General features: G+C 51.8%; 18 protein-coding genes. 4 read left to right on the top strand and 14 right to left on the bottom strand.

Translation table 11 applies throughout. From position 1 onward, the window contains the following. A partial coding sequence (locus AB1656_00115) for a hypothetical protein (GenBank protein ID MEW6233764.1) occupies positions 1-1,031 on the bottom strand: 1,031 nt, incomplete at its 3' end. Between the two features lie 544 nt (positions 1,032-1,575). Here AB1656_00115 and AB1656_00110 point away from each other — a divergent pair. Then, positions 1,576-2,364, top strand: a complete 789-nt coding sequence (locus tag AB1656_00110; GenBank protein ID MEW6233763.1) for a hypothetical protein — start codon at positions 1,576-1,578, stop codon at positions 2,362-2,364. 209 nt (positions 2,365-2,573) lie between these two features. Here the strand turns inward: AB1656_00110 and AB1656_00105 are convergent, their stop codons facing one another. Both AB1656_00105 and AB1656_00100 read right to left on the bottom strand, forming a co-directional pair. Next, positions 2,574-4,481 carry a glycosyltransferase family 39 protein gene (locus tag AB1656_00105; GenBank protein MEW6233762.1) on the bottom strand — a complete coding sequence of 636 codons (1,908 nt, stop codon included), beginning with the start codon at positions 4,479-4,481 and terminating at the stop codon, positions 2,574-2,576. A gap of 199 nt (positions 4,482-4,680) precedes the next feature. Continuing rightward, positions 4,681-5,136 (bottom strand): hypothetical protein, encoded by a 456-nt coding sequence (locus AB1656_00100; protein ID MEW6233761.1) that lies wholly within the window; start codon positions 5,134-5,136, stop codon positions 4,681-4,683. Positions 5,137-5,314: 178 nt separating this feature from the next. Here AB1656_00100 and AB1656_00095 point away from each other — a divergent pair, with 178 nt between their 5' ends. Continuing rightward, positions 5,315-6,436 carry a hypothetical protein gene (locus AB1656_00095; GenBank protein MEW6233760.1) on the top strand — a complete coding sequence of 374 codons (1,122 nt, stop codon included), beginning with the start codon at positions 5,315-5,317 and terminating at the stop codon, positions 6,434-6,436. On the opposite strand, the gene AB1656_00090 is transcribed toward AB1656_00095, so the two are convergent. Then, complete coding sequence (locus AB1656_00090) at positions 6,433-7,632, bottom strand: class I SAM-dependent rRNA methyltransferase (GenBank protein MEW6233759.1); 1,200 nt, start codon at positions 7,630-7,632, stop codon at positions 6,433-6,435. The genes AB1656_00095 and AB1656_00090 overlap by 4 nt on opposite strands. 15 nt (positions 7,633-7,647) lie before the next feature. Here AB1656_00090 and bshC point away from each other — a divergent pair, with 15 nt between their 5' ends. Further along, entirely contained in the window at positions 7,648-9,285 is a 1,638-nt protein-coding gene (gene bshC, locus AB1656_00085; protein MEW6233758.1) for a bacillithiol biosynthesis cysteine-adding enzyme BshC, read from the top strand. 141 nt (positions 9,286-9,426) lie between these two features. Here bshC and AB1656_00080 read toward each other — a convergent pair whose 3' ends face one another. From AB1656_00080 to AB1656_00050, 7 genes are all read right to left on the bottom strand, one after another. Beyond that, positions 9,427-12,528: a hypothetical protein gene (locus AB1656_00080; protein ID MEW6233757.1), complete on the bottom strand. Its 3,102-nt coding sequence runs from the start codon at positions 12,526-12,528 to the stop codon at positions 9,427-9,429. Between the two features lie 191 nt (positions 12,529-12,719). Further along, positions 12,720-14,795, bottom strand: coding sequence for a hypothetical protein (locus tag AB1656_00075; GenBank protein ID MEW6233756.1), 2,076 nt, complete (start codon positions 14,793-14,795; stop codon positions 12,720-12,722). 195 nt (positions 14,796-14,990) lie between these two features. Then, complete coding sequence (locus AB1656_00070; GenBank protein ID MEW6233755.1) at positions 14,991-15,434, bottom strand: PIN domain-containing protein; 444 nt, start codon at positions 15,432-15,434, stop codon at positions 14,991-14,993. Next, positions 15,421-15,618 (bottom strand): hypothetical protein, encoded by a 198-nt coding sequence (locus AB1656_00065; protein MEW6233754.1) that lies wholly within the window; start codon positions 15,616-15,618, stop codon positions 15,421-15,423. Before AB1656_00065 ends, AB1656_00070 begins: the two co-directional genes overlap by 14 nt. A 260-nt stretch (positions 15,619-15,878) precedes the next feature. After that, a complete protein-coding gene (locus AB1656_00060) occupies positions 15,879-17,228 on the bottom strand; it encodes a hypothetical protein (protein ID MEW6233753.1) in 1,350 nt (449 codons plus the stop codon). A 262-nt stretch (positions 17,229-17,490) separates the two neighbouring features. Beyond that, positions 17,491-18,456 carry a glycosyltransferase family 2 protein gene (locus AB1656_00055; protein ID MEW6233752.1) on the bottom strand — a complete coding sequence of 322 codons (966 nt, stop codon included), beginning with the start codon at positions 18,454-18,456 and terminating at the stop codon, positions 17,491-17,493. A 394-nt stretch (positions 18,457-18,850) separates the two neighbouring features. Then, on the bottom strand, positions 18,851-19,936 hold the full coding sequence (locus AB1656_00050; protein MEW6233751.1) for a radical SAM protein: 1,086 nt from the start codon (positions 19,934-19,936) through the stop codon (positions 18,851-18,853). A 144-nt stretch (positions 19,937-20,080) separates the two neighbouring features. Here AB1656_00050 and AB1656_00045 point away from each other — a divergent pair, with 144 nt between their 5' ends. Further along, the gene (locus AB1656_00045) at positions 20,081-22,558 is read left to right on the top strand and encodes a DNA internalization-related competence protein ComEC/Rec2 (protein ID MEW6233750.1); all 2,478 of its coding nucleotides are present in this window, start codon (positions 20,081-20,083) and stop codon (positions 22,556-22,558) included. A 134-nt stretch (positions 22,559-22,692) separates the two neighbouring features. Here the strand turns inward: AB1656_00045 and AB1656_00040 are convergent, their stop codons facing one another. The 3 genes from AB1656_00040 to AB1656_00030 all read right to left on the bottom strand — a co-directional run bounded on the left by AB1656_00040 (position 22,693) and on the right by AB1656_00030 (position 26,606). Beyond that, complete coding sequence (locus AB1656_00040; protein MEW6233749.1) at positions 22,693-23,349, bottom strand: prepilin-type N-terminal cleavage/methylation domain-containing protein; 657 nt, start codon at positions 23,347-23,349, stop codon at positions 22,693-22,695. A gap of 92 nt (positions 23,350-23,441) precedes the next feature. Continuing rightward, a complete protein-coding gene (locus AB1656_00035) occupies positions 23,442-24,890 on the bottom strand; it encodes a hypothetical protein (GenBank protein ID MEW6233748.1) in 1,449 nt (482 codons plus the stop codon). A gap of 477 nt (positions 24,891-25,367) precedes the next feature. Next, positions 25,368-26,606, bottom strand: a complete 1,239-nt coding sequence (locus AB1656_00030; protein ID MEW6233747.1) for an endo-1,4-beta-xylanase — start codon at positions 26,604-26,606, stop codon at positions 25,368-25,370. Between the last annotated feature and the right edge of the window lie 188 nt (positions 26,607-26,794).

The raw sequence follows: 26,794 nt of genomic DNA, 5'->3' as shown, positions 1-26,794 counted from the left end.
GCGCCCGCCATGGTAGCGACGAAGTAATCGTACTGAAAGCCGCCGGCGGCGTTGGTTCCGGCGCTGCCGATATTGAAGGCGATTTCCTTTTTGCCCGCCCAGGCGGCGTTATCTTGCAAATCTTCCGGATCGGGCCGATCGACGCCGGAGCCTCGTTGGATATTGGCCAGGACCGGCGTAGTGCTTCCATCGCCAAAGGCGCGGACATTGACTATCGTCGGATCGTTCGCGTCCAATTTCGCGCTCACCCAAACAGTATGGAACGCGGCCGTGTCGATGCCGGTAAGAATGGGAATATTTTCGTCGCCATCCGGGTCTCCCTTGTCATTGATTAATATCGAGAGAGTCCCATCCGTGTAATATCCTACTCCTACCAGCGTCCTTGCCAGATCGTCCGCCGGATCGACGTAACCGACGCCCACATGGGCGCGGTCGGAAGCTTCGGGGATGAAGTGCAGCAAGCCGTCGCCATTAGGAACGCCGTCGCCGTCGGGATCCAAGGCCAGATTGACGAGATCCAACCCTACGCCGATATCCGGATCAGGCGCGATGGGGAAAATTCGAAACCGGGCGCAATAAGTGATCCCTTTGATAAAAGGATCTTCCGTCAATTCGCCCGGCTTGTGGAGTGCGCCGAGGAAGAAGATTTTGCGGTCGCTGGGATCGGCGAGGTTAAGCTTGCGGGGATCGCCAAGATCGATGAGCCGCATGGCGATGGCGTCGGCGGCTTTCGTTTTGCCGTCCTCCGTTTCGCCAACGCCGGCAACCGTATTAATACTCACAACATCGCCGACTGGAACGCCGGGAGCGATTTCAACGGCTAAATCCGCAAAGGTCGGCGAATTGGAGTTGCCGGAATAAGAATCGCTGCCGTTGTTATGATCCCATACTGGATCGTTCGTATACTCGGGGATTTTGTGCCATTCCTCCACAAACGTCCAGCCGCCCGCCGGATCTTTCCACCCGCCCCGGTCCGCCAAAGCGGGCGCCGTTAATGACAAACACAGAAAAATCATTAGCGTCTTTTTCATAATTTTCTTTCCTCCTAACTCTTAGTTCATGATTTTCAATGCAAAACCATTCCCACTTTGCGCTATGTTCCCTTTTTCGCGTCGTGGATTATAGCCTCCTTTTCTATAAAGAATAGTCTTATATAAGACCTATTAATCCAATAACTCGTTTATCCACCTTCTTTTTATAATAATTGCATAAAAATATCAAGATATTTTTCGGAATTTTTTAAGTTCGATTTTTCTACCCAATAAAAATCCGAAAGAAGATACTGGTATAACGCCGCCCATATACTCAAATCTTTTTCCACTTAAAAAATCCGCCAATCGCATTTTCTTTAATCATGAACCTTCGCATAATGGAAAAGAATAGAATTGTTATTCTAATTCGAATTGAGTCTTTTCTTATGAAATGAAGGGAGTAAAATCAAAAGAAGGGGATTGCTGGCGATCTTGTTGACGGCGGAGCGGTTTATTCTATAAAACGATCTTGCATCGCGTATCGGCGAAAAGCGTTTCACCGTCTTATGAATTCAATTCTTAATGAAGATGTTGGGAAGACCTCATGGACATGAAAAATTCTTACGATATTTGGTCGATTCTCGATATTGCGACCGATGAAGAGGGATGCGAATTCTGCGGCCAGATCAAGAAGGGGGGATTATGCGAATCTTGCTATTCGGCGATGGATTCCATGGTCTATTCCTTATGCCGCGATATGCTGATCAACGAAGGCACGATCAAGATGGCGCCGCCAAAGAAAAAAGAGGAAGAGACCCAAAGTTCCCGCGAAGTCGCCATCTCCAAATTGCTGGACGAATTTCCCTTCGCTTTTTCGCGAGTAACATCGCGCCGCCATAAAGCGCTGATGAAAGAAGGAATTTGGTTTGCGCACCTCGTCGCCTACAACATGGTGAAGGAAATCCGGAAAGACAAAAATTATTTACCTTTCCAGATTATTCTGGACGAAGTGTACGTCATGGTCCGCAATCAGGTTTTTCAATTCCTATCGCAGGGGGAAGAAGGATTTAACGAAGAAACCTGCGACGCCATCCGGAATTACTATAAGATCCTCGACGCCAGCCAAGACGCTCGCAAAATCATCTATTACATGATCGTCGAATTGGAAAGAAGCGGACGTATACGGATCGACCGGGGCAAAACCATCTGCTCGCAATGCGGAACGGAAATCCCGGCGGGGGGAAGCAATTTGTGCAAATCGTGCAGCGACGCGGAAAAACTAAATGTACGGCGCGCGATCTCAACAGCGATGCCCGGCGCTGTCTCCAACGACGATAAGCCTTCTCCTATAAGAAAACTGACGAGCTCCAAGATGCATATCCACTCTAAATAAGCGCGAAGGCCTAAATGGCCATTGCTTGACTATAACGCCATTCCAATACTCGAATTATACCAATCTGCATTAAGAATGTCGATTTTCAAATTCCTCTCCCAAGATGGGGAGAGGTTAGGTGAGGGTTGATTTGGTTAGACTTAAAACCCCTCACCCTAACCCTCTCCCAGAGGGCGAGGGAAATTATAGGCGCCAATCCATTACTCGAATTATTGCCTCACCCGCCAAAGACCTAACTCTTCTTTCCCGCAAGTATAGATTTTTTCAAGTTGGAATTCCGACGGCGGATTTGCGAACAATTCCTCCACCCAGGCGGGATTGACGTAGCCGGAAAGCCAGCGTCCCCGGGGAACCATCAGCCATTGGGCTCCAATTCGCCGGCAATGAGCATAAAGTGAAGAAAGCGTCTGCTTATCCAGGGATGGCTCCCAGATGGCGCGAATATAGGGATTTTGAAGATCGTATTTGGCGATATAAAAATGGACTGGATCGTTGGCCATAGGGGCGTAGATCGTCTCGTTGGACTTGGTTATCTCATTCAAATCCCGTATGGCATCCGGATAAGGTAAATAGGATCGGTTCCAATTGGCGAACGTAATGTAGGAGCGGTCGCCCATAGCGCGCTTTTTTACCAGATCGGTCTGATCGCGATCCGCCAATAGGCAAACCCAGAACAAGTAAAGGGGAAGCAGAAAATAAAGAAAAGCGATGCGGATTTTAGGACGGCCGGAAATAATGGATTCCATAAAGAGGGCGGCGGGAGTGATAAAGCCAATATAATAGGGCAAAGCTTGCCGGACATTGCGATAGGTGGACGCCATAACGGATAAAAGAAGATGCGCCCCGATCCAACAGAAAAATACTTCAAAAACTCGCCATTTCCGGCGCAGCAACAAACAGATAATTCCTAATGGAAACGCCAGCGCGATGGGCCAGGTTACGCCTAAAGGGATGGCGGCCAGATTGGCGAACAGCCGTTGCAGCGTAGGAAAAACCATATCGGAGGGTATTTCCGAATTGAAAGAAGAAAGTTTCATATAAACAATCATCGTCAGGCTGGCGATGGCGCAAGAAGCGATCGCCGGAAGCAGCGGGGCGCGGGTTTGTCCTTTCGGAGGGAAGAAAAAATCGATGGCGGTCATCAGAGCGAAGGCGGGAATGACGCTGACCGCCGTGTGTTTATAGAGACAGCCTCCCGTCATGAACAGCGTTCCCATCGCCAGATCGATCGGACTTCGGCGATCAGCGCAGCGGATAAGATGAAAAAAGGCGGCGATGACGAAGAATAGCGTTCCGCCTTCAATCATGTGCGTGTTTCCATAATGAAAAACCGGGGGTAGGAAGACGTATAAAATGGCGGCCAGGCGGGCGGCGTCCTTGCCGCCATAGAGTGACGTCAAACGATGGAAATAAACCGCCCCCGCCAAAGTGAAGAGAATCTGAACCGTTCTGCCGATCCATTCGTATAAACCGAGCCATCCATAGAAAAACATCAAGACGATCTTGGATAAGGGAGGATAGCGGAACAGGATTCCGATATTGCCGAAGCGGTCGGGAATGGCGAAATAGTATAAGAAAAAGCCATAAAGGCTCGTAACGAGAAAAAGAACCAGCATCGATTTCCCGAAATGAGCGATAAGAATCTCCGCCGTTTTCCGAATAGCATTTTTCGCCATGCGGCGATGCGCAGGACGAAATACGAAATGAAGGATCGTCAATACGCCGCTGGCTATAAGCAGCAGTTGAAGGTTGAAACCTGCTGCTTGCGAGAGACTCCGGACAAAGCGGTTCGCGGCGACGGCGGGAACAGCGGCGTGATCGATGATATCCAATCCCGTAATCAGCGGTTGATTCAAAAACGGCAGATGCAGCAGGAACGCGATAACGAATAAGACGCCGAAAAAACCTGCATCCGGAATAGCAACGTCTTCAACGCACGGGGCGCTGGCGGATGCCAAACAAATCCAACGGTAAAGCGCGGAACAAAACAAGAAAATAGCGAAAAGGCCAGCGGCGACGGCCAATCGTTCCCAGCCCAGGCCGGGGAGATACCACAAAGGATAAACGAAAAAACAAATCCACCACAATCCGATGAATAGAACTTGTTGTATCGCCATTGGGGGATTGGATGCGGCGCCAGGATTTGAGGGTGGTACGGGAGAATGAGCCATCCGGAAAAATTATTCGTCCTATTCGTCAGATAATAGTTACTTTCAAATCATAAAGTTCGATCTTAATGTCCAGAGGGAATTGGGGGAAGTTCCAGAAAGCGTTTGGGCGCATCCTTGAGAGAAGAATCAGGTGGAAAATGAAAATCTACATATGATCCGTATGGCAAATCTTCCATCTTCGGCTATTCTTTACGAAGACGATGCGGACGGTTCGAACATCGGAATTGTTGGCGGATAAATAATGATCGATAAATGAATTCTTCGATTGGCAATGAAAGACGTATCGAACTTCGGCTTCGGCCTTATCACCGGAAGCGCGAATCGACGAACCGGCGATATGGATCTTCCGGTTGGCGGTATCGCTGAACATACATTGCGCCGATCCCATGATTTCATCCAAAGATTGGCCGCTGGAATCGGAATAGTCTTCCGTAAAAAGGTTGCGCAGAGAGAAGATGGAGCCGTTTTCCACGCTGCGGCGTCCCTTTTCGATTACTCGTTCGATGCGTTCTTCTTCCGAGAGGAAAACGAAATTCAACAACACCCAACCGGTGAGGATGAGAAGAACGATCGCAAAGAGGAAAATTAAAAACGGCTTCATGCCCGATTCTCGCTCGCTACGGCTTGCATCCGTTATGCAACGGCCATTATCCAGTTGAACCCCTATCGAAATGGGGTATGATGCGCATCAGTAATAAGAGTATAGTAAGACGGCGCACATCGTCAAATAAGCGCACGGCGAAGCCTTTCATCATTCCGATCGCAAAAGTTATTTGTTCATGAATAGATTATTCCCTCGCGTCAGTAGACTCGGTTTGATTTTTTCCTGCATGATGGGCATATGGTTGGCGCTGAACGCATCAACCGATGCGTGCGATATTCCCGTATTCCGTTACGCCTTGGAATTATGGCCTGCGGGAATCTTCGACGTTTACGCCATTCGCCAAAAGCCCTTGACGCCGCAGGAGCAAGATATCGCAGCCTGGTTGGAAACCCATGCCGAAGGGAGCGCGCATGGCAGCCATTACCGTTTTCATCTCGTCGATTCGAAAGATTCGGCGAATCCTTCCGCAAAACAAGATGACTCCAACACTGCGCCTCCTCGGCTGGAGGTCTATTATCCGCAGGAAATGGGACATCGAGAGCCATTTTGGCAAGTACCGCTAACGGAAGAAAACGCGAAAGCATTAACCGATTCCCCCATACGCCGGACGATTGCGCGCCGTCTGCTGAATGGTGACGCCGCCGTTTGGATCATATTGGAAAGCGGCGACGCCAACCGGGACGAGAAGGCGGCGCGAACGCTGCAAGAGGTTTTATTGAAAATGGAAAAAACGCTCCAATGGCCAACGCTTGAGCCAGACGGCAAGAGCCAATCGCTGGAGTTGGATGACGGAGACCGGCGGATTCGCTTCGCCATCGTCCGCTTGCGGCGTTCGGACGAAGCGGAAACGTTTCTAACGCAAATGTTGCTGCATACGGAAGCGGATTTGATGGAGTATGCCGCCGAAACGATGGCTTTTCCAATTTATGGCCGGGGGATAGCGCTTTACTCTTTGATCGGAGAAGGAATCAACGAAGATACGATTCGGGAAGCCTGCGAATTCCTCGCCGGGCCATGCACCTGTTTTATTAAAGATCAAAATCCCGGCGCCGATTTGCTGGTGGCGGCGGATTGGGACGCCGCGCTGGAAGGACGGATGGCCAGCGAACGCGAAATGTCGCGCTATCTAGGGATTCCGGCGATGATCGTCAATAGCGCAACGTCCAACGATTCCAGCGGCGACAACGCCGTAACCCGCCGCTTCCGCCGCAATATTGCGCTTTCGTTGGGGATGCTTCTGGCCGCCAATCTATTGCTGGGGATTCTATTTTTATATCGAAAAAGGAAGCGGCGTTAGAGGGATTCGACAACTCCAATGACGCACTTGAGATACCGCGATTCGGGCATGGCTAAGAGGATGGGATGATCCATCGCCTGGCCGCGAACCTGGAGCACGGCTATTCTCTTGCGTTCGCGCGCCGCCGCGCGCTGGAGTAACGCGAGAAACTCATCCTCCGTAATGTAATAGGAGCATGAGCAGCTGCACAAAAGGCCGCCGTCTTTTACGGCGCGGATAGCCTGGCGATTGACGTCTTCATAGCCGCGTAGGGCGTTTTTGATTTGCTTGGCGCTCTTGGCGAAGGCGGGGGGATCGACGACGACGGCGTCGAAGACGCGGCGTTCGCGGCGGGCGGAGGAAAGCCACGTGAAGGCGTCCGATTGGATAAACTCCATTCGTTGCGCAAAGCCGTTGAGTTCGGCGTTGCGGCGCGCCAAAGCCAGCGCCGATTCGGAGCTATCGAGAACCGCCGCATGGCGGGCGCCCGCCGACAGCATTTTCAACGCCCAGGCGCCGGTATGGCAGAATAAATCCAATACCTCCGCCTCTTTCACAAACGGCGCCAAGGCGGCGCGGTTATCAGCCTGGTCGAAAAAATGACCGGTCTTTTGGCCAGAGAGAATATCCACCGCTAATTTAACGCCGTTTTCTTCAATCTCCACCGTTTCCGGCGCGTTGCCGTAAAGAACCTTGCTATAGAGACTCAGCCCTTCCAGCTTGCGGATATCGCTGTCGTTGCGCAGAACGATAGCGGCGGGATTTATGACTCGCTTGAGGGCTTCCGCGATGAGATCAAGCCATCTTTCCATGCCTGCTGTTTGGATTTGCAGCGCTAGAACGTCTTCATAGCGGTCGATTGCCAATCCCGGCAGGCCGTCCGAATCGGCATAAGCTAAACGATAGGATCGGCGGGAGGGATAGAAGCGTTGGCGCAAGGCAGCGGCGGCGCGGAATTTTTGCGCGAACCATTCCACCGAGCCGGGGACGGCATTAACATCCCGCGAGAGCAGCCGCAAAGCGATGAGGCTGTGAGGATTGTAAGAAGCATAGCCAAGAAAAGAGCCGCCCTCGTCGAGGACGGAAACCAACTCGCCCGATTCGGGTTTGGGCGAGGGATGGCCGATTTCATTGCTGAAAATCCATGGATGGCCGCTCTTCGCCCGTTTGCCCATTCGCGGTTTAATCGTTATGGTGAGGAAAGAATTCTTATTCATCGTAAGAGAAATCTTATGGAAATTTTAACGGCGTGGAATGCCGCATCTTTAACGGGCGTTCATCCCTATGCGCAAGCCTTGGCGAATCCGCCAGCGGAGTTGTTGGATTTAACGCCGCCGCCGCTCTCCTCCATTTCTTCCGTTATAGAAAAACGCAAGCCGTTTATCGGCGCTTCGATCGACCGGGATCAGCTGGCCGATTCGCTGCGCCAATCGCACGAGCGGCGAGACGCTCCCGCTTCCGCGCTGCGCGCCATCGAAAGGCTGCGGGAAGAGGATTGTTATCTCATCATCGCGGGACAGCAGCCTGGATTGCTCGGCGGCCCGTTGTATACGTTCTATAAGATACTTCATGCGATCCATCTCTCCAGGCGCCTGAGCGCAGAAACGCAAAAAACCTTTCTGCCCGCCTTTTGGAACGCAACCGAAGACGACGATATTTCGGAAATCGCCTCACTCTATTGGCTGTCGAAAGAAAAAACCCTAGCCGCATATCATTGGGGGTTGGACAAAGAAAATCGGCGGCCTTATTTTTCGATATCAAAAAACGAGTTGCCGATAAACGATTTGCTAGATTGCCTGCGCGGCTCGCTGCATCCAACGGAATTCGTCGATACGATTTTGGACAAAATTCGATCTTGTTACGATCGCTCGGATTCGTACCCGGATTTCTTCGACCGGCTGATTTGGATGTTGTTTCCCAATGAAGGATTGATCATCGTCCGGCCTGACGATCCGTATATCCGGCGCGAGTCGCGGCGGATTCTGGAACGCGAGATAGCGGAGCCTGCCCATGCGGCGCAATGCGTCGAAGAGGCGGGAGCAAGGCTGCAAGTGCAGGGACTGACGCCGCCGATTCATAAGCGCGCCGACCGCACTTCGTTTTTTCTGGTTGAAGAAGGACGGCGTTGGCCGCTGTTTGTTAGAGACGGCGAATTCGAAACAACAAACGGGAAGCGATGGAGCCGGGCGGAATTGTTGCGAAAACTCGATGAACAACCGGAAGCCTTTTCCGCCTCCGCCGTACTGCGGCCTGCGATTCAGGATGCGCTATTGCCCACGATGGCGGCGATATTGGGACCGAATGAACTGGCGTATCATTTTCTTCTGAAAGATATTTACGCTCAGCATGGCGTTCCCCGCCCCTGCCTGGAGCGGCGCTTCGGCTTTACGCTGCTGGAAGGGCGGGAGAAAAAACTGCTGGAACGTTATGGTTTGGAACCCAACGATCTGGCGCAGCATCCAGCGGCGCTAGCCAAACGCATCGCGCAGCAAGAGAGCGGAAGAGAGCGAGACGCCATGCGGCGAGCAGCGGAAAAAGCGCTTATCGAATATTTTCAAACATTGGAAGAACGAGCGCGGCAAACCGATCCCACTATCCTGAAAACGTTGGAAAAGAACCATCGCCGCATCCAACAGGAAATAGAAAATTCGGAAAACCTGGTGTCGCGGCGGGAGGCGGAGAAAAATCAAACGCTGTTGCTACAGCTTCAATCTCTGCAATGCGCCCTCTTGCCGGAGGGCGATTTGCAGGAACGGCGGCTGAATATCTTTTATTATCTCCTCAAATACGGTCCCTCCTTCCTCACCGATATCCAAAAAATCAGCGAGGCAGCAGAGGAAGGCGCGCATTGTTTTATAAGCGCGGTGTAATCTTCCTCTCCCTCTGGGAAAGGCTAGGTGAGGGTTGATATTAAAAGTAGGCTGGTAAGGGCATGGTCTTTTCTGCCCTTGAGCATCCCAGTCTCCCAGTCTCCCACTCTCCCAATCTCAAAGTCCCCCTGTCTCCGACTCCTAAAGTCCAGCCGGACCTTGCGCCGATAGTTCCATCCGCTCGGCGTCGTGCGAGATATGGATCAGCAGCGTCTGATATTCACCCATATAGCGCCATCCCTCTTCGTTGCCGAAAAGCGGATTAACTTCGGGAAGTGCGCTTCCATTCTTGCGCAGCACGGCTTGCGGCGCTTTGGGCATTGGGGCGATTAAGATTTCCGTTTTTCGGCCAATTTTGGAGTGGACGGCGAATTCGATGCCTCCCCCTTTCCTCCCAGCGTTCTCTATATCGGCGTTGGCGCTGATGCGCAGCGCTTCCGGCGTTGGCTCTTCCAGAAAAACGGTTCGGATATCGAAACTGTTTCCTTCGAGAGCGTGCAGATTGGTCATGATGTTTTCGGGATTGATATAGGCGCCTCTAGCCGTGAGAAAATAATCGCCGTAGCTGTCGGGCAGCGTTCCGATATATTTCCCTTCCGTCATCTGCTGCAACATAGCGCTGTGGACAATGCCGCGCGCGATCTTGCGCCAAGGTTGGCTGTTATCGAAATCCGCCAATTCCTGCAAGGCGTAAGCGTAGACCAGCCCGCACCACTGAACGGGTACGCCGCGCCAAGAATGGGTGTAAAACGTCGTACCGAAAATGGGGATGGTGGCGAAGCGTTGCAAGGGACGATCCGGCAAATTCCACAAATAATGAAACCCTATGCCGCTGCGCGCCCAATAGCGCGCTTTTTCCAAATACTCCTCGCGCCCGGTGATGCGATAGGCGTCCAGATTGGCTCGCGCGCCATGCCCGGAAACCAGGATATCGGCGGCGGCCAGCGGGCATTCCCACCCCTGCGCCCCGCGCGGAACGGTTTGCGCATTCAACGCCTCCAGCGCTTTCAAGCCCGTATTCGCCGCCAAGGAATCGGCGGTTATCCGCGCCAAGCGCATGGAAAGCATCGTATTCGGCGAAATAGTGCCGGAAACGACTTCTCCCTCCCGGCCTAACGTCTTCTGTTCGTCGCTGCCGGGATGATATCCCCAGCTGCCGTCGGCATTTTGCGAATTGACCATGCCTTGGATCGTGCGCCGCCATGCGGGCAGTTGCGTTTCCGTCACTCCCCAGTAAAAGGACGGTTCGCAGGTCATCACGTGGCATCCGGCGTTCGATGCCAGTCCCGCCTCACCCGATTGCGCTAGGATGGAGTCGTATACCAATTTCACGCGCTCGCTCACAACCTTTTTCGCCGCTGCGTCGTCGCACAAAAAATCGTCCATCGATAATAAGGCCAACATCCCGGCGGAAGAGAGCGGCGCCCAGCCCGCGCAATGTCCCCATCCTTTGGCGATTTCATTCCAGCAAGTCGTGAGATACGCCTGGCGGCTGAGCGCGATTTCATCCATATAAGAACGCGGCGCCGGTTGCGGTTCCGGAATCGCCCCGCCGCCGTAAATCGCCAGCCAGGGATCGAGCGCCCCGTTAGGATCGTCGTCTTGAGCCAGGTAAACTGCGCTTTCGATCCGTATACTCTCACCCGGTTTTACAATATACGGCTCGAAGGCGCTTTCTTCGTTTTCCCGAACGTATTTCGCAACGCTGGGAACAAAGAGGCCGAACAGGTGATTGTTCTGCCCGTAATACCGGTTGGGAACGGCGAATTTGGAAGAAAGCGCCGTCTCGTTAGCGCTCCACGGCGCATTCGGCGGCCATAACAGCGAGACCAGCATCCCGTCATAGGTCAGCGCCATATAAGGAATAGTGATTTTATAAGGATGCGGCGCGTAATGATCGCGCACCGGCGGATGGGCAACGGCGTCGCTGGATGAGACCGCGACTTTGTCGATATATTCGACGCCGGGCAAAACCGCCATATCCTTCTGCGTTCCAAAACTCTTCTGCCCGGCATAAAGATCAGGCCCGGAAAAATGCAGCAGCCGCCCCTCCCTCCCCAGCGTCCTCGTTAATGTCGAAATGAATTTAATCGCTCCCGGAACCGGCGAGACTTTTTTTGTTTCCAGCTGAAAATTCCAAGCCCCGCCATCTTGATCCTTAATCGTTTGGGAAAAAGCAAGATTCCCCTCTTGATCCGCGTTTGGAGCCTCGGAAGAGAAGACCGGCGTCCATTGCACAGAACCATCGTCTAGCCGCCGCGCCGCCGTCCCCAATCGCGGCGACCAGGCGGCATCCTTCCATTCGCCGTTCTTCCTGATTTGATAACGAATCGGACCATATCCGGCGCTGGTAGGAACGAACGTCAATCGTCCATCCCCGCTGCCCAAAACCACTCCTCTCATCGCTCGATCCACATCGGCAATCTCGACGATCGTATATAGCGGCTCCTCCGCCTTCGTCGCGCCGGATAAATTCCAGCGGCAAGATAGCGGAACGGCGCATTCCGCCGTTCCTTTCACGGACCATCGCGCTTCCCGTTCCTCGCCGGAAGGAATGGCCAAAAAACCGCCAAAAAGGGGTTGAATCACTATGGCTTCTGCGCGGGCGTAATCCAATTCCAATTCGACGGCGGCGGGAGCGTCTCCCGAATTGCGAAACCGCGCCGCAAGCTGGAACGTCTCGCCGGAAGCGGCGAACGGCGCGCTGGGATAAAATCCCAACGGTTCGATCTTCGATCCCGAATAATTCAAAATGCGAAACGCCCGCAGTTTGACCTCGCCTTCCTTATCGATGGCATCGAGCCGCAGGCGGCTGATGTTCCCCGTCCATTGCGCATGATGAGCCATTACTAAAACATAGGTGTGATAGAGTCCGTCTTTCTTCACTTCGAAATGAATGCTTTGCGTTTCCGTAAACGCAGGCCGTTCCTGCGTCGCCCAAAATAATTGCCCCCGCGACCCATCCGAAACGCTCATCTCGATCTCGATGGCTTTATATTCCTCGGCGGAAAACAGGATGGATTGGGAGATGATATAAGGATCGGAACCGGTGCAAGTAAAAGCGAATCCCCCCTCCGCCGGACGAAACGCTCCCACGTCATGGGCGGCAGTCCAATCCTTGGGATGATGCAAGTCGGCGAATTCCACCCGCGGCGCAACCGCCGCCCCGCCTTGATCCTGCGAAAACGCCCATCCCGACGCGAACAACGCCGCCATCGCCAAGAATAGCATCGAACGTTTCATGCCGATTTTTCCTTTCGTTCTATAACTTAACGCCGAATTATCATGCGTAGATTTGAATTCTATTATGTTTTTATCACTCGGAATTCACAATAGCATTCTCTTTCCATTTATAATATTGGGATGCAAAAAACAATCGCCGCCCCCGCCAATTTTCAGCGAGAGCGGCGTCAAAATTCTCATGGAAATCAAAATCAATTATAGATGTAACTATCTTCGATCCCTGTGCGTATCATTTCTTCGACATCAACCATGTTCCATATTCGAGCGTGTCCATCATCGGCAGCGGTGACAAATCTTTTGCCGTCGGACGAGAAATCAATTGATTTGATTGCGCTGTTAAAGGGATCCAATTTTAACAAACGTTCTCCCGTTGCCGCATTCCAAACGATCAGTTTGGATTCACCTGACGATTCCCATAATATTAGATTCTCTGCGGTTGAAAGGATATAGCGGTCATCAGGTGTAAAAACAGCGTCATTAATAAAACTGTAATCATGTTGGCATACCAGCGCTTCTTTTCCCGTTTCCACGTTGCATACAACTACCTTTCCTAGATCGTCCCCAATGACGATCGAACGTCCATCATGGGAAAATCGAATTTGAGTAACAAAGCCGGAATACTTATCCAAAACTAGTAATAATTTCCCCGTTTTGGCATCCCATATCCCGATGGAATAAGTATTACGATTGCGATAATTTGTCCTGTTAGTAACAATCAACTCTTCATTCGGCGAAAAAACTGCTCTGGAGATAGTAAGATACCCCCACATAGGCGAAACCGTTGAGTTGGGATCGCCATCTGGGTTCATGCGAGAAAGAGTTTTCGGCGTTGGAAAATCCAACACAGTAAGCGTAGAAATTTTTTCTCCCGTTTCGGCGTTCCATATCGATGAGATTTCACTAATATCTTCGCCGCCGCTAATAAGAATACGCTGTCCATCTTGACTAAACGATATGACTCCATCGACAAATCCTTCCAACGATTTATTATCCCAGAGTATCGTTTTTTCTTGGACATCCCAAACCTCAACGATGCCATTATCTTTCGCCGCGGCTAATTTGGTTCCATCGGGCGAATACGCAATCGATTGGATGGTTTTTGGATTGCCTCCCGGCCATTCCTCAATAAAGTCGCCGGAATCGGCGTCGTAAAATGTCAACCGGGAATCCTGAGCGGCGCAAACGATTTTGCCGGAAGGATCGAAAGCGGCGCATTTCATATCATCTGTTATCAAGGGAGCGGAAAAAACCAATTCCATCTTTTCCAAATTCCAATACTCCAACGTTAATTCGTCTTTTTGAATCAGCATCCATTTCCCGTCTTGAGATAGAGCATTGATTTTTAGAAATGAGGCGGGAATCTCCCTACGCGACAGTTCTACGCCAGTTTGGGAATCGATTGAAACGATTTGAGTTTTCGTCAAGACGATGATGGCCCTGGACTCAGGATCGAATGCGACGCCTTCGATGTTTTCGGATTCTTCTATTTTGAGCAATTGATTCCAAGCGCTGGTCTCCCATACGTAAGCTACTATTTTCGATTCGCCCGCGTCGTTGACTGTGTTAAATTCCAGAACGCGCGCTGCGGCCAGAGAACGATCCGGCGTTTGCACCGAAGCGAAGGGAGTAATGGAAGGCTTACTCCTTTTTTCTGAAGGAAGTACATCCATATTCCAGAAAATCAATGGATTATCCAACGAGTCCACAGAGGCCATTTTGAAACCGAAATTACTCACGAAAGCGGCGAGATTGGAATTCAAAGAGATATTTCCGATAATTCCACTTTGATCGCCAGATGATAAATTCCAAAAATTGCAGTTATAAGAATAATTCGATTTATCGTAGTTGCATGCCGCTGCATATTGTTCGTCTTGCGATACGCAAATCGATGATCCCGGTTCCAATTTCGCAGGAAACGAGAGCAGCAATTCCCTTGTTTCGGCGCTCCAAATCCTCGACGCATTCCAATCCGAAGCCAGCAATTTCGATCCGTCCGGGGAATAGGCGACGGCCCTCGCTGGCAAATCACCGATGGGCTGGAATGCGCGAAAATCTCCGCTTTTCGCGTTCCATTCGATTGCGCCTAATGACGTTCCCAGAACAAACGATTCTCCCCCTGGAGCGATATCGCCATCGTAAATCGTTCCCCAGCCTAAGATGGTCTCTCCATAAGGGCCTTTCAGCGGTGGATTGGCGGATAAATCGGCGCCGAACGCCGTAATCAGCCCTACCAATCCCATAAATAATGCTCTCGGTACTCCTTTCATGATATGTTCCCTCCTCTAGCGTTGGATGAGACGGCCCGTATGGGGTTTCGATTCAACAAATCCCCATAGCTGCCTTATTAGCAACAATATCACAAGATTAAAAACTGATTGCAAAAATTTGTAATAGAAAACGGGTATAGGAATGAAGGCGAGCTGCGCGTTGCGTCCACCCTACGCAACTGAAAATGTCGTTCTTTACGGGGTTAACGTTTCAATCTCGCTAAACTTGATAAAATCCTCGGCGTTATAGGTATAAATGCGGGTGATGTTGTTTGCGAGCATAGTGGCCGCCAACTGAAGATCAAAGATATCCTGTTTGACGACGGGATGCCGCTTAAGAAGTTCCAGCATAATCTCAATCGTCAGGGAATTCGGGAAGATGGTCAGGATGCGTTTAGAGCGATAAAATTTCACCATTTCCTGTAGCGCTTCTTGAGCGGTGAAATGATGCGCAACCCGGCGGGGATCGGTGATGACGGCAAAGAACTCGTTGAGAACTTGCGGCGTAAGACAGAGAGAAATTTCGCCCCCCCGTCCTTTTTCCACGAGCTGCAGCGCCGCCGCATGGTAGGGGGAAGATTCGTCGTAGGCGTATACGAGAACGTTGGCGTCAAGGAGCGCAGTTTCAGAGGTAATCATAGATTTCCTTACGGTTGATTTTTCCTTTTGCGCTCAATGGCCGAGTACGGAGCGGCTCGGAATCGACATCCCGTCCCGCAGCGGTATTTTGTACTTGCGTCTTTTCCCTAAGTTTGTTCACAAGTTCCTGCACCAGTTTTACGTCTTCTTCCGTCAAGTCTCGGACATCGATCGTATTCGACATAGGAACCTATCCTCCTTTCATAATTTTTATAGGATTTACACTTTAACTTCACAGGCTCATTCTCTATTATACATCGGCTTTTAGAAAAGTTGGATGGGACATGTTTTTTGACCCATCGATATTTAACGAGGCAATCTTTGATGGGTCAAACGGCGCGACCCATCCTACGATTTTACGGTAAGAAGAAAGAAAAAATAGAAAAAGGGGGAGGGCCTTTCAGCCTTCCCCCTTTCGATTGCGATTTGAACTATCCAGTTAACTTAGTTAACCAGGTTGGCGTCAAAGGAACCAGCCGCATCGTCAATCTTGCGGATGGCGAAGCCTTTGGCCACAGCGTCAAAGCCAGCAGCTTGAGCAACTAGATAGGCCGGGCCTTTAGCGGAAAACGTTCCCGAAGCGACGATGGTTTTGAAGTCGCTCGCGGAAAGTTGACTGCCCGCGGTGTAAGAATTGACGGTATTAGCGCCATCCGTCAAAACCAACGCAAACGTGCCTGTGCCAGCGCCTTTAACAGCGCATTCGGCCGTAACCGCGCCGCCGCCCACGTCATTCACAACGGTGAATACGTTGGACAGTTTGTCGCCGCCTTGAGAACCAGCGAGTTTGAATCCACCTTCAGCAGCCGTTACCGGGCCAGCGCTTTGGCCATTGACGTTGGTCATGGAGCCATCGACCGTCACGCCATAAGCGGCTTTCGGATTCAAAGCATAGTCAGTCACCGGAGCAGCCTTGACCACTTTCAGGTTCGTGATCGTGACTGTCGCAGCGCCAGAGCCAGTTACTTGGATAGCGGGAAGAACTTTGCCCGTAAGGGAGTTAAACGATACGGCGATGTTCTTCGTTTTGCCAACCGCTACGTTGCCGCCAGCGGCTTGCATGTACTTAACTACGCTGCCATCCAATCCGCCATCGAAACCAATCACGGCGATGGTTACGCTGCCAGCGGAGGCATTGTAATCGCAGGAAACGGTCGCATATCCACCGACGGCCACGGTGTTATTGGCGAATACCAATGTACCTTGACCAGCCGCAACGGTGAAGACGGCGTTTTCGCCATTCAGAGCAACCTGAGCAGCAGCCAGGGTTCCAGCAGGCGCTTGGCCGTTATCGGCGGCAGCCAAGGAGACCTTCACGGCGGGGGCGGCCAGCAACTGAGCGGCAGCCTTGCCGGAAGCATCCTTCGCGCCGAACGATACGATGTACGGAGCGGCGAAAGTGGCATCGCCGCTAACCGCATAAGAGCCATCCGCGTTCAGCGTAGCGGACAATCCGCCAAAAGCGGCGGAGTTGGCGCCAGAGGCCTTAATGGCGGAAGAGCGGGTGCGGTCGGCAGCCAGGGTGACTTCGCCAATCGTAACCTGCAACGCCGCGCCAGTAACGCCGCCCGGAGAGACGGCGCCGCCAGCAGGCAGCCCCAGCTTTACGACGGATTGTACGGGAACGCCGGCAACGACGCCATTATAAAAGATGTTGCCGCCGTCTTTTCCCACCACGCGATTGTTATCGTCAATCGCGGGTCCATTCGTGATCACCAAAGCGAATACCGGCGTCGCCGCAAAGGCGAGCACCGCCGCCAGGCTTACTAGAGTAAGAACCGGCACTTTTCTCATTCGGATAATCCTCCTTTCGGGAGTTGTGAAGATGTTTTGGTGAAAATCACCAATTGTTTAGAGGAGCAAATGAGTTAGTTGTCGGTCTTGCCTCCTTTCGATCGCCGCTCGTTCATACCAATAACATCCTTTTTCAATAATATAAAGCCGATTATTAAAACAAAAAAGCCTACAGGCGTACTTTCCCTTTTCTCTATTTTCGACGATTTAATCTATAACTTTAACAAAAAAAAGTCAAGCGGTTACTCTGCTTGCCCTCTTCCTAAATCCATTGTTTACGCCGCCTGGCTCTTATGATAGGGTAAGCAAGAAGCATTAACGAAGCCCGCCAAGCGTAAATATCAATATAGCATATAATAGGAAGATAAGGGAAATTTTTTTTAAAGTCAAGAGTATGCGAGACTTTTGTCGCCCAAGATTGAAGAAAACGCCGCAAGCCCCAATTCTTCAAAATATAATACATCCGCAGCCGCTCGTGGTAATAATGAAAAGCGATCTGCCCCCGCCGCGTCCGCCCCGGCTCGGCGTAATGATGAACGATGGCGATATCGGGAAAGATGCGCAAACGATAGCCCCGTTTGCGGATGCGCTCGCAGAGATCGCCGTCTTCGTAAAGATAAAAGAAAAATTCGTCGAAGCCTCCCGCCTCCCGCAGAGCGGAATGGCGAAAAAGACTGAAACACGTCGAAAGAATCTCCGCCTCCTCCACGACTTGCAGCGATGCAGCCGGATCGTGATACCCTTCCCAATTCATGCACGGCGAGCAGCACCATAATGTTTGCAATTCCGCATCCGCGTAGATCAAGCCCGCCGCTCCCGCCGTCAATGGCTGCCGCTCCAATTCCTGCGCCATCCGCGCCAGCGCTCCCGGCGTAACCAATTCCGCGTCGGAATCCATATATAGGACATACTCGCCTTGCGCGATCCGCGTTCCCTGATTGCGCGCGGCGCTGGCGCCCCGGTTGCGGGGGTTTTGAATCGAGACAATATCCTTTTGCTCCCCCAGCCATTCGGCGGAGCCGTCGCTGGATCCGTTATCGACGATAACGATTTCCAAGTTGGGATAATTCTGCGCCCGCAGCGACTGGACGGCTTTTTGTAGATAATCCAGCCGATTCCAGCTGACCAGCACGGCGGAAATCATGGGCATAGATTCCACGCTTATTTCGCTCATGGTCTCCCGTCTTTCGCCCTCACGCCAATCCGTATTAAGATAGCCGCTTTTCATATTCCTCTCCCAAACGGCTGATCTTTCCCCACAAGTATTGAGGAATTATGAATGCCTGCATCGAGATTGCAAAGAATAAAAGATGGCTAGATTAAAAAATCAACCCGCCGTTAAAACGGGGGGCTATTACCATTTGCCCCTTTAAAGGGGCATTTGATAATAGCCCAGCCTTTCAAGGCTGGGACGGAAAAACGTATGTTAACTCCATAAAATCCGAATCGTCCGCGAAATCCGTGATTCAAAAATTTCGTGGTATTCGCGCCCTTTCGTGTTTTCGTGATTCAAAAACGAGACGATCAATAAAATCTTGGTTTTTCTCTTAAATATTTTGTTCGACTTGTGGGTAAAGATCAGCCCAAAGGGCAAGGGAACACAAAGTACGTAACGTAATCTGTTACGATCGTCTGGCTACCCGCCGATCTTCCCACTCCTGAAGGCTGGTCAATACGAAACAAGTATGGCAGCAGACGCAGCCGGTAATCTGCCCCCGCCGCTCCTGCGCCTCAAGGGAATTCCACAAACGTCCCAGGTCGAAATCGTAATCGGCCAGATGGGCGAACGGTTTGGTGAACTCGCAGGCCGCCACGGCGCCGTCGCTGTAGATCGCGCCGATGGTGCGCCCCGCCGTCAGGCAGCGATAGGGCGTCGGCTTACCCAAATACAAAGCCGCTTGAATCTCCATCTGCCGCATGAAGGGGCCGAAATCCGCGCCGTCGCGGGCGTAGATGCGCTTTACCGTTTCGACGATGGATTCCAATGCCTCCAAGGGAGGAAGGCCGCAATCTCGAGGATCCTCGTTTTCCAAAATCGCTTCCGGCACGTTCCAGGCAGAAAATCCCGCTCCCCGCACCAAATCGAAAGCGTGGGCGATGCCGGTATTTTCCCGGATATAATCCGCCGTGGCTTCGATTTCATGATAATTTTCTTTATTGATATTGGTTAGGATGACGGCGTGGAAATAAGGATGTTCTTTCGCCAGCTCCGCCAGCCGCTTGGCGTTGCGTACAATTTTTTTGAAACTTCCCGGCGCGCGCCGCAGCCGCTCGTGCGTCTCTTCCAGGCCATCCAGACTGATTTGAAACGTCAGATGCCGCTCGTAACGCGCCGCCAAATCCCGCTGCGCCAATTCTTCCATCCGTTCCAACAGCAGGCCATTAGTATTGATCTGAATATGATGCGTATGGTTATCGCGGAAAAAAATCTCTACGATTTTGGCGAGATCGTTGCGCAAGAACGGCTCCCCTCCGGTCATTGCCGCCGTGCGCAGCGGCGGCGCCGACAGGGCGATCCGCTGCAACTCCTCTAAGGCCATTTCATTTCCAGGCGCGTCGATGCGCTTCCAGAACATGCAATGATCGCAGCGCATATTGCATCGATCCGTCAGAAAGAGGATGATGTCCTTGAGCCGAGACTCCGGATATCCACTCCATTCCTCGTCAAGGGATGGACGGGATCGGCGTAAAAAGGCGGGAAGGCGCATGACGGCTCCTGAGAATTAGGGTGAGGTTCTTATATGTTCTGTTATCAACCCTCACCTAACCTCTCCCAATCTTGGGAGAGGAATTCGAAAAGCAACAATCGCAAAGCGGATTGGCGTAAGATGAGGAAATCATAGCAGACCCCCATGAACAGGCAACCGCATGATTCTCAGCCGAACGGTTTTCACGCCGAACCTCCGCGACCTATGTTCGGTTTGGCCTTGGCATTCATAGCGGGAATCGTCTACGCCCGCGCCTTTCCATCCCCCCTCGCTGTTACGCTTCCTATCGTATTTCTACTCGCTTTATGGTGGGCGGCGGCGAGCCGCCGCGATTCCCTGCGCCGCAACCAGCGTTTTCATCGCATGATGGCTTTGGCTTTAGCCGCCTCGCTCGGCGCCGTCCGCATGGAATCCATGCTGCTGTCGCAGCGTCACATGGACGCCCGCGCCGCCGATCTCGCGCGGCAGGGCGAGCAAACTGTCTCCGGCAAAGTGGAAGAAATCCGAAATTACGAAAGCGGATCGGCGTCTATAATTCTCAGCGGCGTCCGTTTGGAAAAATGGAACCGCGAGCGCCCCTTCCCCGCCAACATCGAACTTCTCTGCCGCGCTGATGACGTACAAACCGCCGCTCCCGGCGATAGGATTCAAGCGCAAGGCGCCATTTATCCCGTCCGCGGCCCCGGCGTTCCCACCCCCTTTAATTTCCAGGAATACCGCTATTCCCAAAACATCTTCGCCGCCGCCTACGCCCAAAAAGATTCCGTCCAGATTCAACCTTCGCCGCGCCGTTGGAGCCGTCCGCGCGGCTTGGCTTATGCGGCGGCGAACGCCGTCCAGCAACGGCTCTCGCTTCCGGAGAAAGACAGGGGCGATATCGCGGCGCTAGTTGCAGCTATTGCCTTCGGCGTACGTTCCAACCTTTCCTCCCGCCTCAACGACAATCTGCAAAAATCGGGTCTCGCGCATATCACCTCCATCAGCGGCTTGCACGCAACCTTCATTCTTTTTGGATTCGCGAGTCTTTTAAAGCGTATGGGATTAACCCGCCGCCGATCGGCTTTCCTCACCGCCGTTTTGGGAGTTTTCTATTTATCGATGGTAGGCGTCTGCGTCCCCGCCTTGCGCGCGGTTTTAATGGCTTTCGTTCTGCTTGGAAGCTATTTCACCGAACGCCGCGCCCATCCACTCAATATGCTAGGCCTGGCCGCCCTGGCCATCCTCTTTCTCTATCCCGGCGAGTTGTTTCTCCCTTCGTTCCAACTCTCCTTCGCCGCCGTACTGATGCTGTTCCTTTATCAACCGCTGGATGCCTGGCTGTGTTCGCGCCTCCCTTGGCTTTTTCGCGGATTCGTCCGCAGCCTTTCCACTTCAACCATCGTCGTTGCCGGTCTGGCGCCGTTCACAATTTATTACTTCCACCGCCTTCCTTGGAGCGCCGTTCTCGGAAACTTAGCCGCCATTCCCCTGACGGCGTTCTTCATGCCCGCCGCTTATCTTTGGACGCTCTCGCTCTTTCTTCCCTTCTCTATCCTGACGCGCGCTCTGGAATATCCATTGCTCGCCATCGGCAGCTTGCTCGCCGCCGTCATCCACTTCTTCGGCGGACGCGAAGCCTTTTCCATCGTTATTCCCAATCCCGGCCTCTTTCCGCTCGCCTTATTCTTTTTCGTCATGATCCTGCTCGCCCGCCCGGCATTGGAATGGTTCCGAATGCGCAAGTTGCGCTTCCGCTCCTTTCACCTTGCCCTGTTTCTCGCCGCCCTGGCGCTATGGTCCGGCCCATTACTCCAATGGGCGCAGCCGCTGCGCGTCGATTTTCTCGGACTCGGCCAGGGCGATTGCGCCCTTATACGAACTCCCAGCGGCAAAGTCATGCTCGTCGACGGCGGCCCACCCGCTTCCGCAAAGCGCCAGCCGCTCCTTGTGGAATACCTCCTGGCGCAAGGCGTCCAGCGAATCGATGCGATGGCCCTCACTCACCCCCAGGCCGACCACATCGGCGCTCTGGCGGCGGCGGCGCAAGCTTTTCCCGTCGGCCTGGTTCTGGAAAGCCTCCCCGATCCCGCCAACGAAACCTACCGCCATTTCTCAAGCGTTCTCGACCGGCGTAAAATCCCGCGCCGCCAAGCGAGGGCGGGCGACATAATCCAATTGGACGGCCAAACCAAATTATGGACGCTGAATCCGGACGACGAGACGCTGAACAATCTGGGCGACGTAAACGACGCCTCCCTGGTATTCCTTTTGCAATACGGCGATTGGGAAGTGTTATTGACGGGAGATATCGGCCAAAAAATCGAAAAGAGATTATGCGATAAATTCGATGATTGGGATGTGGATGTTTTGAAAGTTCCCCACCACGGCAGCCGCTACGCTTCCAGCGCCGAGTTCCTCGCCGAAACCCAGCCGGAATTCGCCGTCATTCAGGTGGGCCGCAACGCCTACGGCCACCCCAGCGAAGAAGCGCGCAATCGCCTCTACGCCATCGGCGCTCACGTACTTCGCACCGACTACGATGGAACCATCCAACTCGCCGCCTGGCGCCAGAGTTTGAAACTCTACGCCTCAAGAGCGAATCGGGCGTATGTACATCGCAACAATCAAAAAAACAGCGATTAGCGGCCGCTAAAAGATAGAAAAAAGTGGGATGGGTCACGTTGACCCATCGGTTATTAACAAAAAAGTGAAAGTGAAACGGCGCGCCCCATCTAATGATACTAAATTTATTATTAGCGATTCCATCATCAAAAAAATCAGAACTGGCTGCTCCAGCCGGGACGCGTCGAGAAGTATCTATCCCATTGCGTATTCGTATACCCCGATTTAAACAACCATGTATACCAAATATCGCCATTGCTGGCTAATCCATTGGATGGGTGATAGGCGACCGCCATATTATCGGGATGCCAATCGCCGTTGTCGCCGTCGGGAGCGGTGGCGGCAAGAAGGCCATAAAATCCGCCTTTGTTCGAGCAGCCCCAATCTTCGTAGGAATAAAAGAGTCCGTCTCCAAACGGATCGACGGGAATAGTTGTGATGTAGGAAATCGGCGTTGTCAGGGGCAGATAGACTTGTCCACTGAAATGATTGTCGCCCTTTAAGGCTTTTACATTGGTTTCCAAAGGTCTTTTTCCAAAATAATCGCCTTGGAAGCAGCAATCGGGACTACCGTCGCAATCGTTGCCGTCGATCAGCCATTTATTCTTATCCATGTGAAAAATGTCGACCTGCTGCGTTAACATTTTTATATCCGCCATGGTCCTCGCTATTTTCGCGCGGATTTGGGCGTTTAAAAAATTCGGCACGGCGATAGCGGCTAAAATCCCAATGATGGCGACGACGATGAGCAATTCAATAAGCGTAAAACCTTGGAAGCGGCGGCGCAATTTTCTTCGAAAAACGCGAACCATGAAATCTTCTCCTTAGAGAGATGGAAGGGGATGCACCCGCTTTCTGATGCATCCCCTTTTAACAGCTTATCTCATTGATGAAGAACTACAAATTAAAACAGCGTCCATTCCGAAACGCTGGTTCCGCGATTGACCGTAACGCGCACATTGTCAACTACCCAGAAGCCTTCCATTTGGCCAGGATCGCCGCCTTTCGCCGCAAAACGGAAAATAACGCCTTTCTTGCCTGCGGCGCTGGGAACTTCGAAATAATGATGGTCGAAATACGGCGCTTCCGCAAAATCCATGATCGCCGCCGTGTAGGTGAATATGCGGCTGAAGGTTGCTCCGTTATCCACGCTAACGTAAACGTCATAGCTCACGCTGGCGTCTCCGACAAGCACTTCGGAATCGAAGTCCATGAAAACGCCCGTCGCCGTGGTCATATCCAAGGCGGGCGTATCCAGATTCGCGCCTTCTTCCTTATCGGTATCGTTTTCTTGCCACATGGCGTAGCCTTGACCCGCCAACATCAATACCCACCGGCCATCTAACGTACCATTCGGATTGATGGCGGGATCGACTTCTTTCATTAAATCGATCTTGTAATTATAGGCTTCCGCTTCGCGAAGCAAATCGATATTGACGGGAATGCCGTTTTTCATCTTATAAGGCTCAAGAACGCCGCCGCTATCGTACATAATCGGCTGGGTATCCCATTTTTGGGTTTTGATAGACTCGTTACTCCAGGTCGAGGGGATGCCGTTCGTGAAATCTTCCGACAAAACCGTTTCGTTGCCCATTGGAGGCTTTTTGTCGTCGATCAAGACGTTGTCCAAAATAATCCACCATGCGTCCGCCGGTTCATAATAGCCAATGCGGAAACGCACTTCCGGCTTGTTGACGACTTCCGGCGGAAGTTGCAAATGCCAACGGCTATGAATTCCGTTCCAGGTCAGAGTTTGGCTGGCGCTGCCCAAGGTGGGATAAGCGCCGGGAAATTTCGCGCCGTAGGTTACGTCGCCCACCCTATTTACGCTTTGCAGGGGACGTTGCGGTTCTACTTGATGCCATACTGGAATCCAAGTGGCGCCATTGTCGGCGGTTACGGCGAATTGAACTACGCTTTCGCCGTTGTTGTTCGATTCGATCTCGGCGTCTGCATGAAACCAGACTTCCTTTGCGCCCACCGTGCTGAATTTGGGAGAAATCGCCCAAATCTCCGCTTGCGAACCGACATCGTCCGATCCGTCGCCGGAATCCGAGTCGGAAATCAAGAAGCCGCCATCCGAGGGCGTTCCATCCACTGTAGGAGGAGCATCCGAATCAATATTACCGCCAGGACCGTCATCAGGACCGCTGTTATTCGTCGCATATTCCGGAGCGATGACAAAATAACTGCCGACTTCCGTAACCTTATCGTTTTGGATAAACTCCCAGCCTCTGGAGTTGGCGCCGGCGGTGCCGCCCGTGTTGAAATTATCCGAAAAGTAAACGTCCCCAAATACCATAGGACTTCCCACGATCAACAATGCCACGACTGAAAACAAACGTATCTTCATCTTTTCCATCCTTTCAAAATACACTCAGATTTTATTTTTGTGCAAATTCGACTTTAAATCTTCTTTTAAATGATTTCCCCTAAACCACCTCCTTCTCAAACCATTTGGGTATCCTCAACCATTCAACTCTTCAAAAAATCAAATGGTTTTTCTCATTCTCTCCAACCATCCCATTCCATTCCCAACTTTCAACTTCGCCTAAAAGCTAATGCGCAATCGATATACTATACAACTATACATACAACAATTCAGCGTCAAATGCAAGAAAAAATTAATGGGAAATTTGTTTTTTTTTCAACGCTTTTTCGCCAAATCAACGCTTCTTTTTAAGACAAGATTTACTCGGCCAAGTCGTTTATTATTCACGGCAATTATTTCCTTTAGATGAAAACAACGTTAAGATTTCGTGATTTTCATCCATGATTCCCCGACAATCGTCGAGCGATTCACCGTTCCCAATCGACCATAATCCGTTTATCATTCGAACGAAACCGTCGCCTTGCCGTCCTTCTTCATTAACTTCGCCGTTCTTTCCTTGCCATTGACGGTTACGCGATATTGGCCATAAAAAGCGGGGACTTCACAAATTCCTTCCGTGTTGGTTTTGCCATCGAATTTCGTCCACCACTTGTTGAAGACGAGATCGCGATAAGCGTGCGCCGCCGGAGCGGGCGTCCAATCTCGCTTATAAAGTGAAGAGACGGGAATCCAGTTGGCGCCTTCCCAAAAACCCCACATCAGGATGCCATCCACCGCCGGATGGGCGAAACAGATTCGATAATATTCCGAAAGGTGTTCGGCTTTCGTCTTTTCCTCCTCTTCAGTGAGTTTCCGTTGCCGATCTTCGAAATAAGGCCAAAGCTGGCCGGGCAAATTGAATTCCGTGATGCGGATAGGCAGTTTGAATTGCGCCAGAGTATCAAGCGTGTTTTGAAGCGCTTTCGGATCGAACGTCATCCCATGAAAATGCCCTTGGACGCCGATGCCTTCAATCGCGACGCCCGTATCGAGCAGATGCCGGATATGTTTGACATAATCGTCGAGACGTTTGCCCGTCAAAATATCGTAATCGTTTACATAAAGCGGCGTATCGGGATCTTCCTGATGAAACCAATCAGCCATTTGCTTAGTGATTTCCGGACCAAGCCGCTCTTCATAGAAATTCCCGTGAATCATTTCGTTGTTCAAGTCGTATTCGGAGAAACGTCCTTTATACTTTTTTCCCATGCTCAAAGCGCGCTGGCGCACTTGTTCCCGCAATTCTTCCGTCCCCAGCTCGCGCAGCCACGGCTGAACGAACTGGGTGATTCCCCAAAACAGGTTATGCCCGCGTACGGGGATATTGTTCTTATCAGCCCACTCCAAAATCGAATCGACGATGGAATAATCGACATCTCCCTTACGCCGTTCCATGGAATGCCACTTTACGGCGTTTTCGGTTACGGCAGAATTGAAATTCTCCAGAAAAACTTGCTTGTATTTCTTCGCATCGCTGGATTCGTTGCCCGGCCGGAATATGCCGCTGGAGAGCGCCGCGCCGAACCAAAACTCGTGGCGAGTTTGCTCCACGCGGACGTCGCTCCCCGGCGCGGCGCGGACAATGAGAGTTCCCATACGATGCTGGGCGATGGATTGATCGATTTCGTCCGCAGTGGAGGTTGCGGGGTAAAAAAGCGTTAATAATTGAATGGCGATAGCGATTCTCAATGAATTCATGGCTTCTCCTTCACGAATGATTTTCAAATGAGCGAGTAGGTTTTACATGATGCAGTAGTATGAGCGTACATGAAAAGAATGGAAAAAGTCTACTCCAAGAGAAAGGCGGGCTAAGCGTATTGAATCACGAAAACGCGAAGGAAAATGAAGAACACGAAAAAAGGCAAAAAAAGGATTACGGTAGGAAT

The sequence above is a fragment of the Candidatus Omnitrophota bacterium genome, assembly GCA_040755155.1.
Taxonomy (GTDB): Bacteria; Hinthialibacterota; Hinthialibacteria; order Hinthialibacterales; family Hinthialibacteraceae; genus JBFMBP01.
This window is presented reverse-complemented; position numbering and strand designations above follow the sequence as displayed.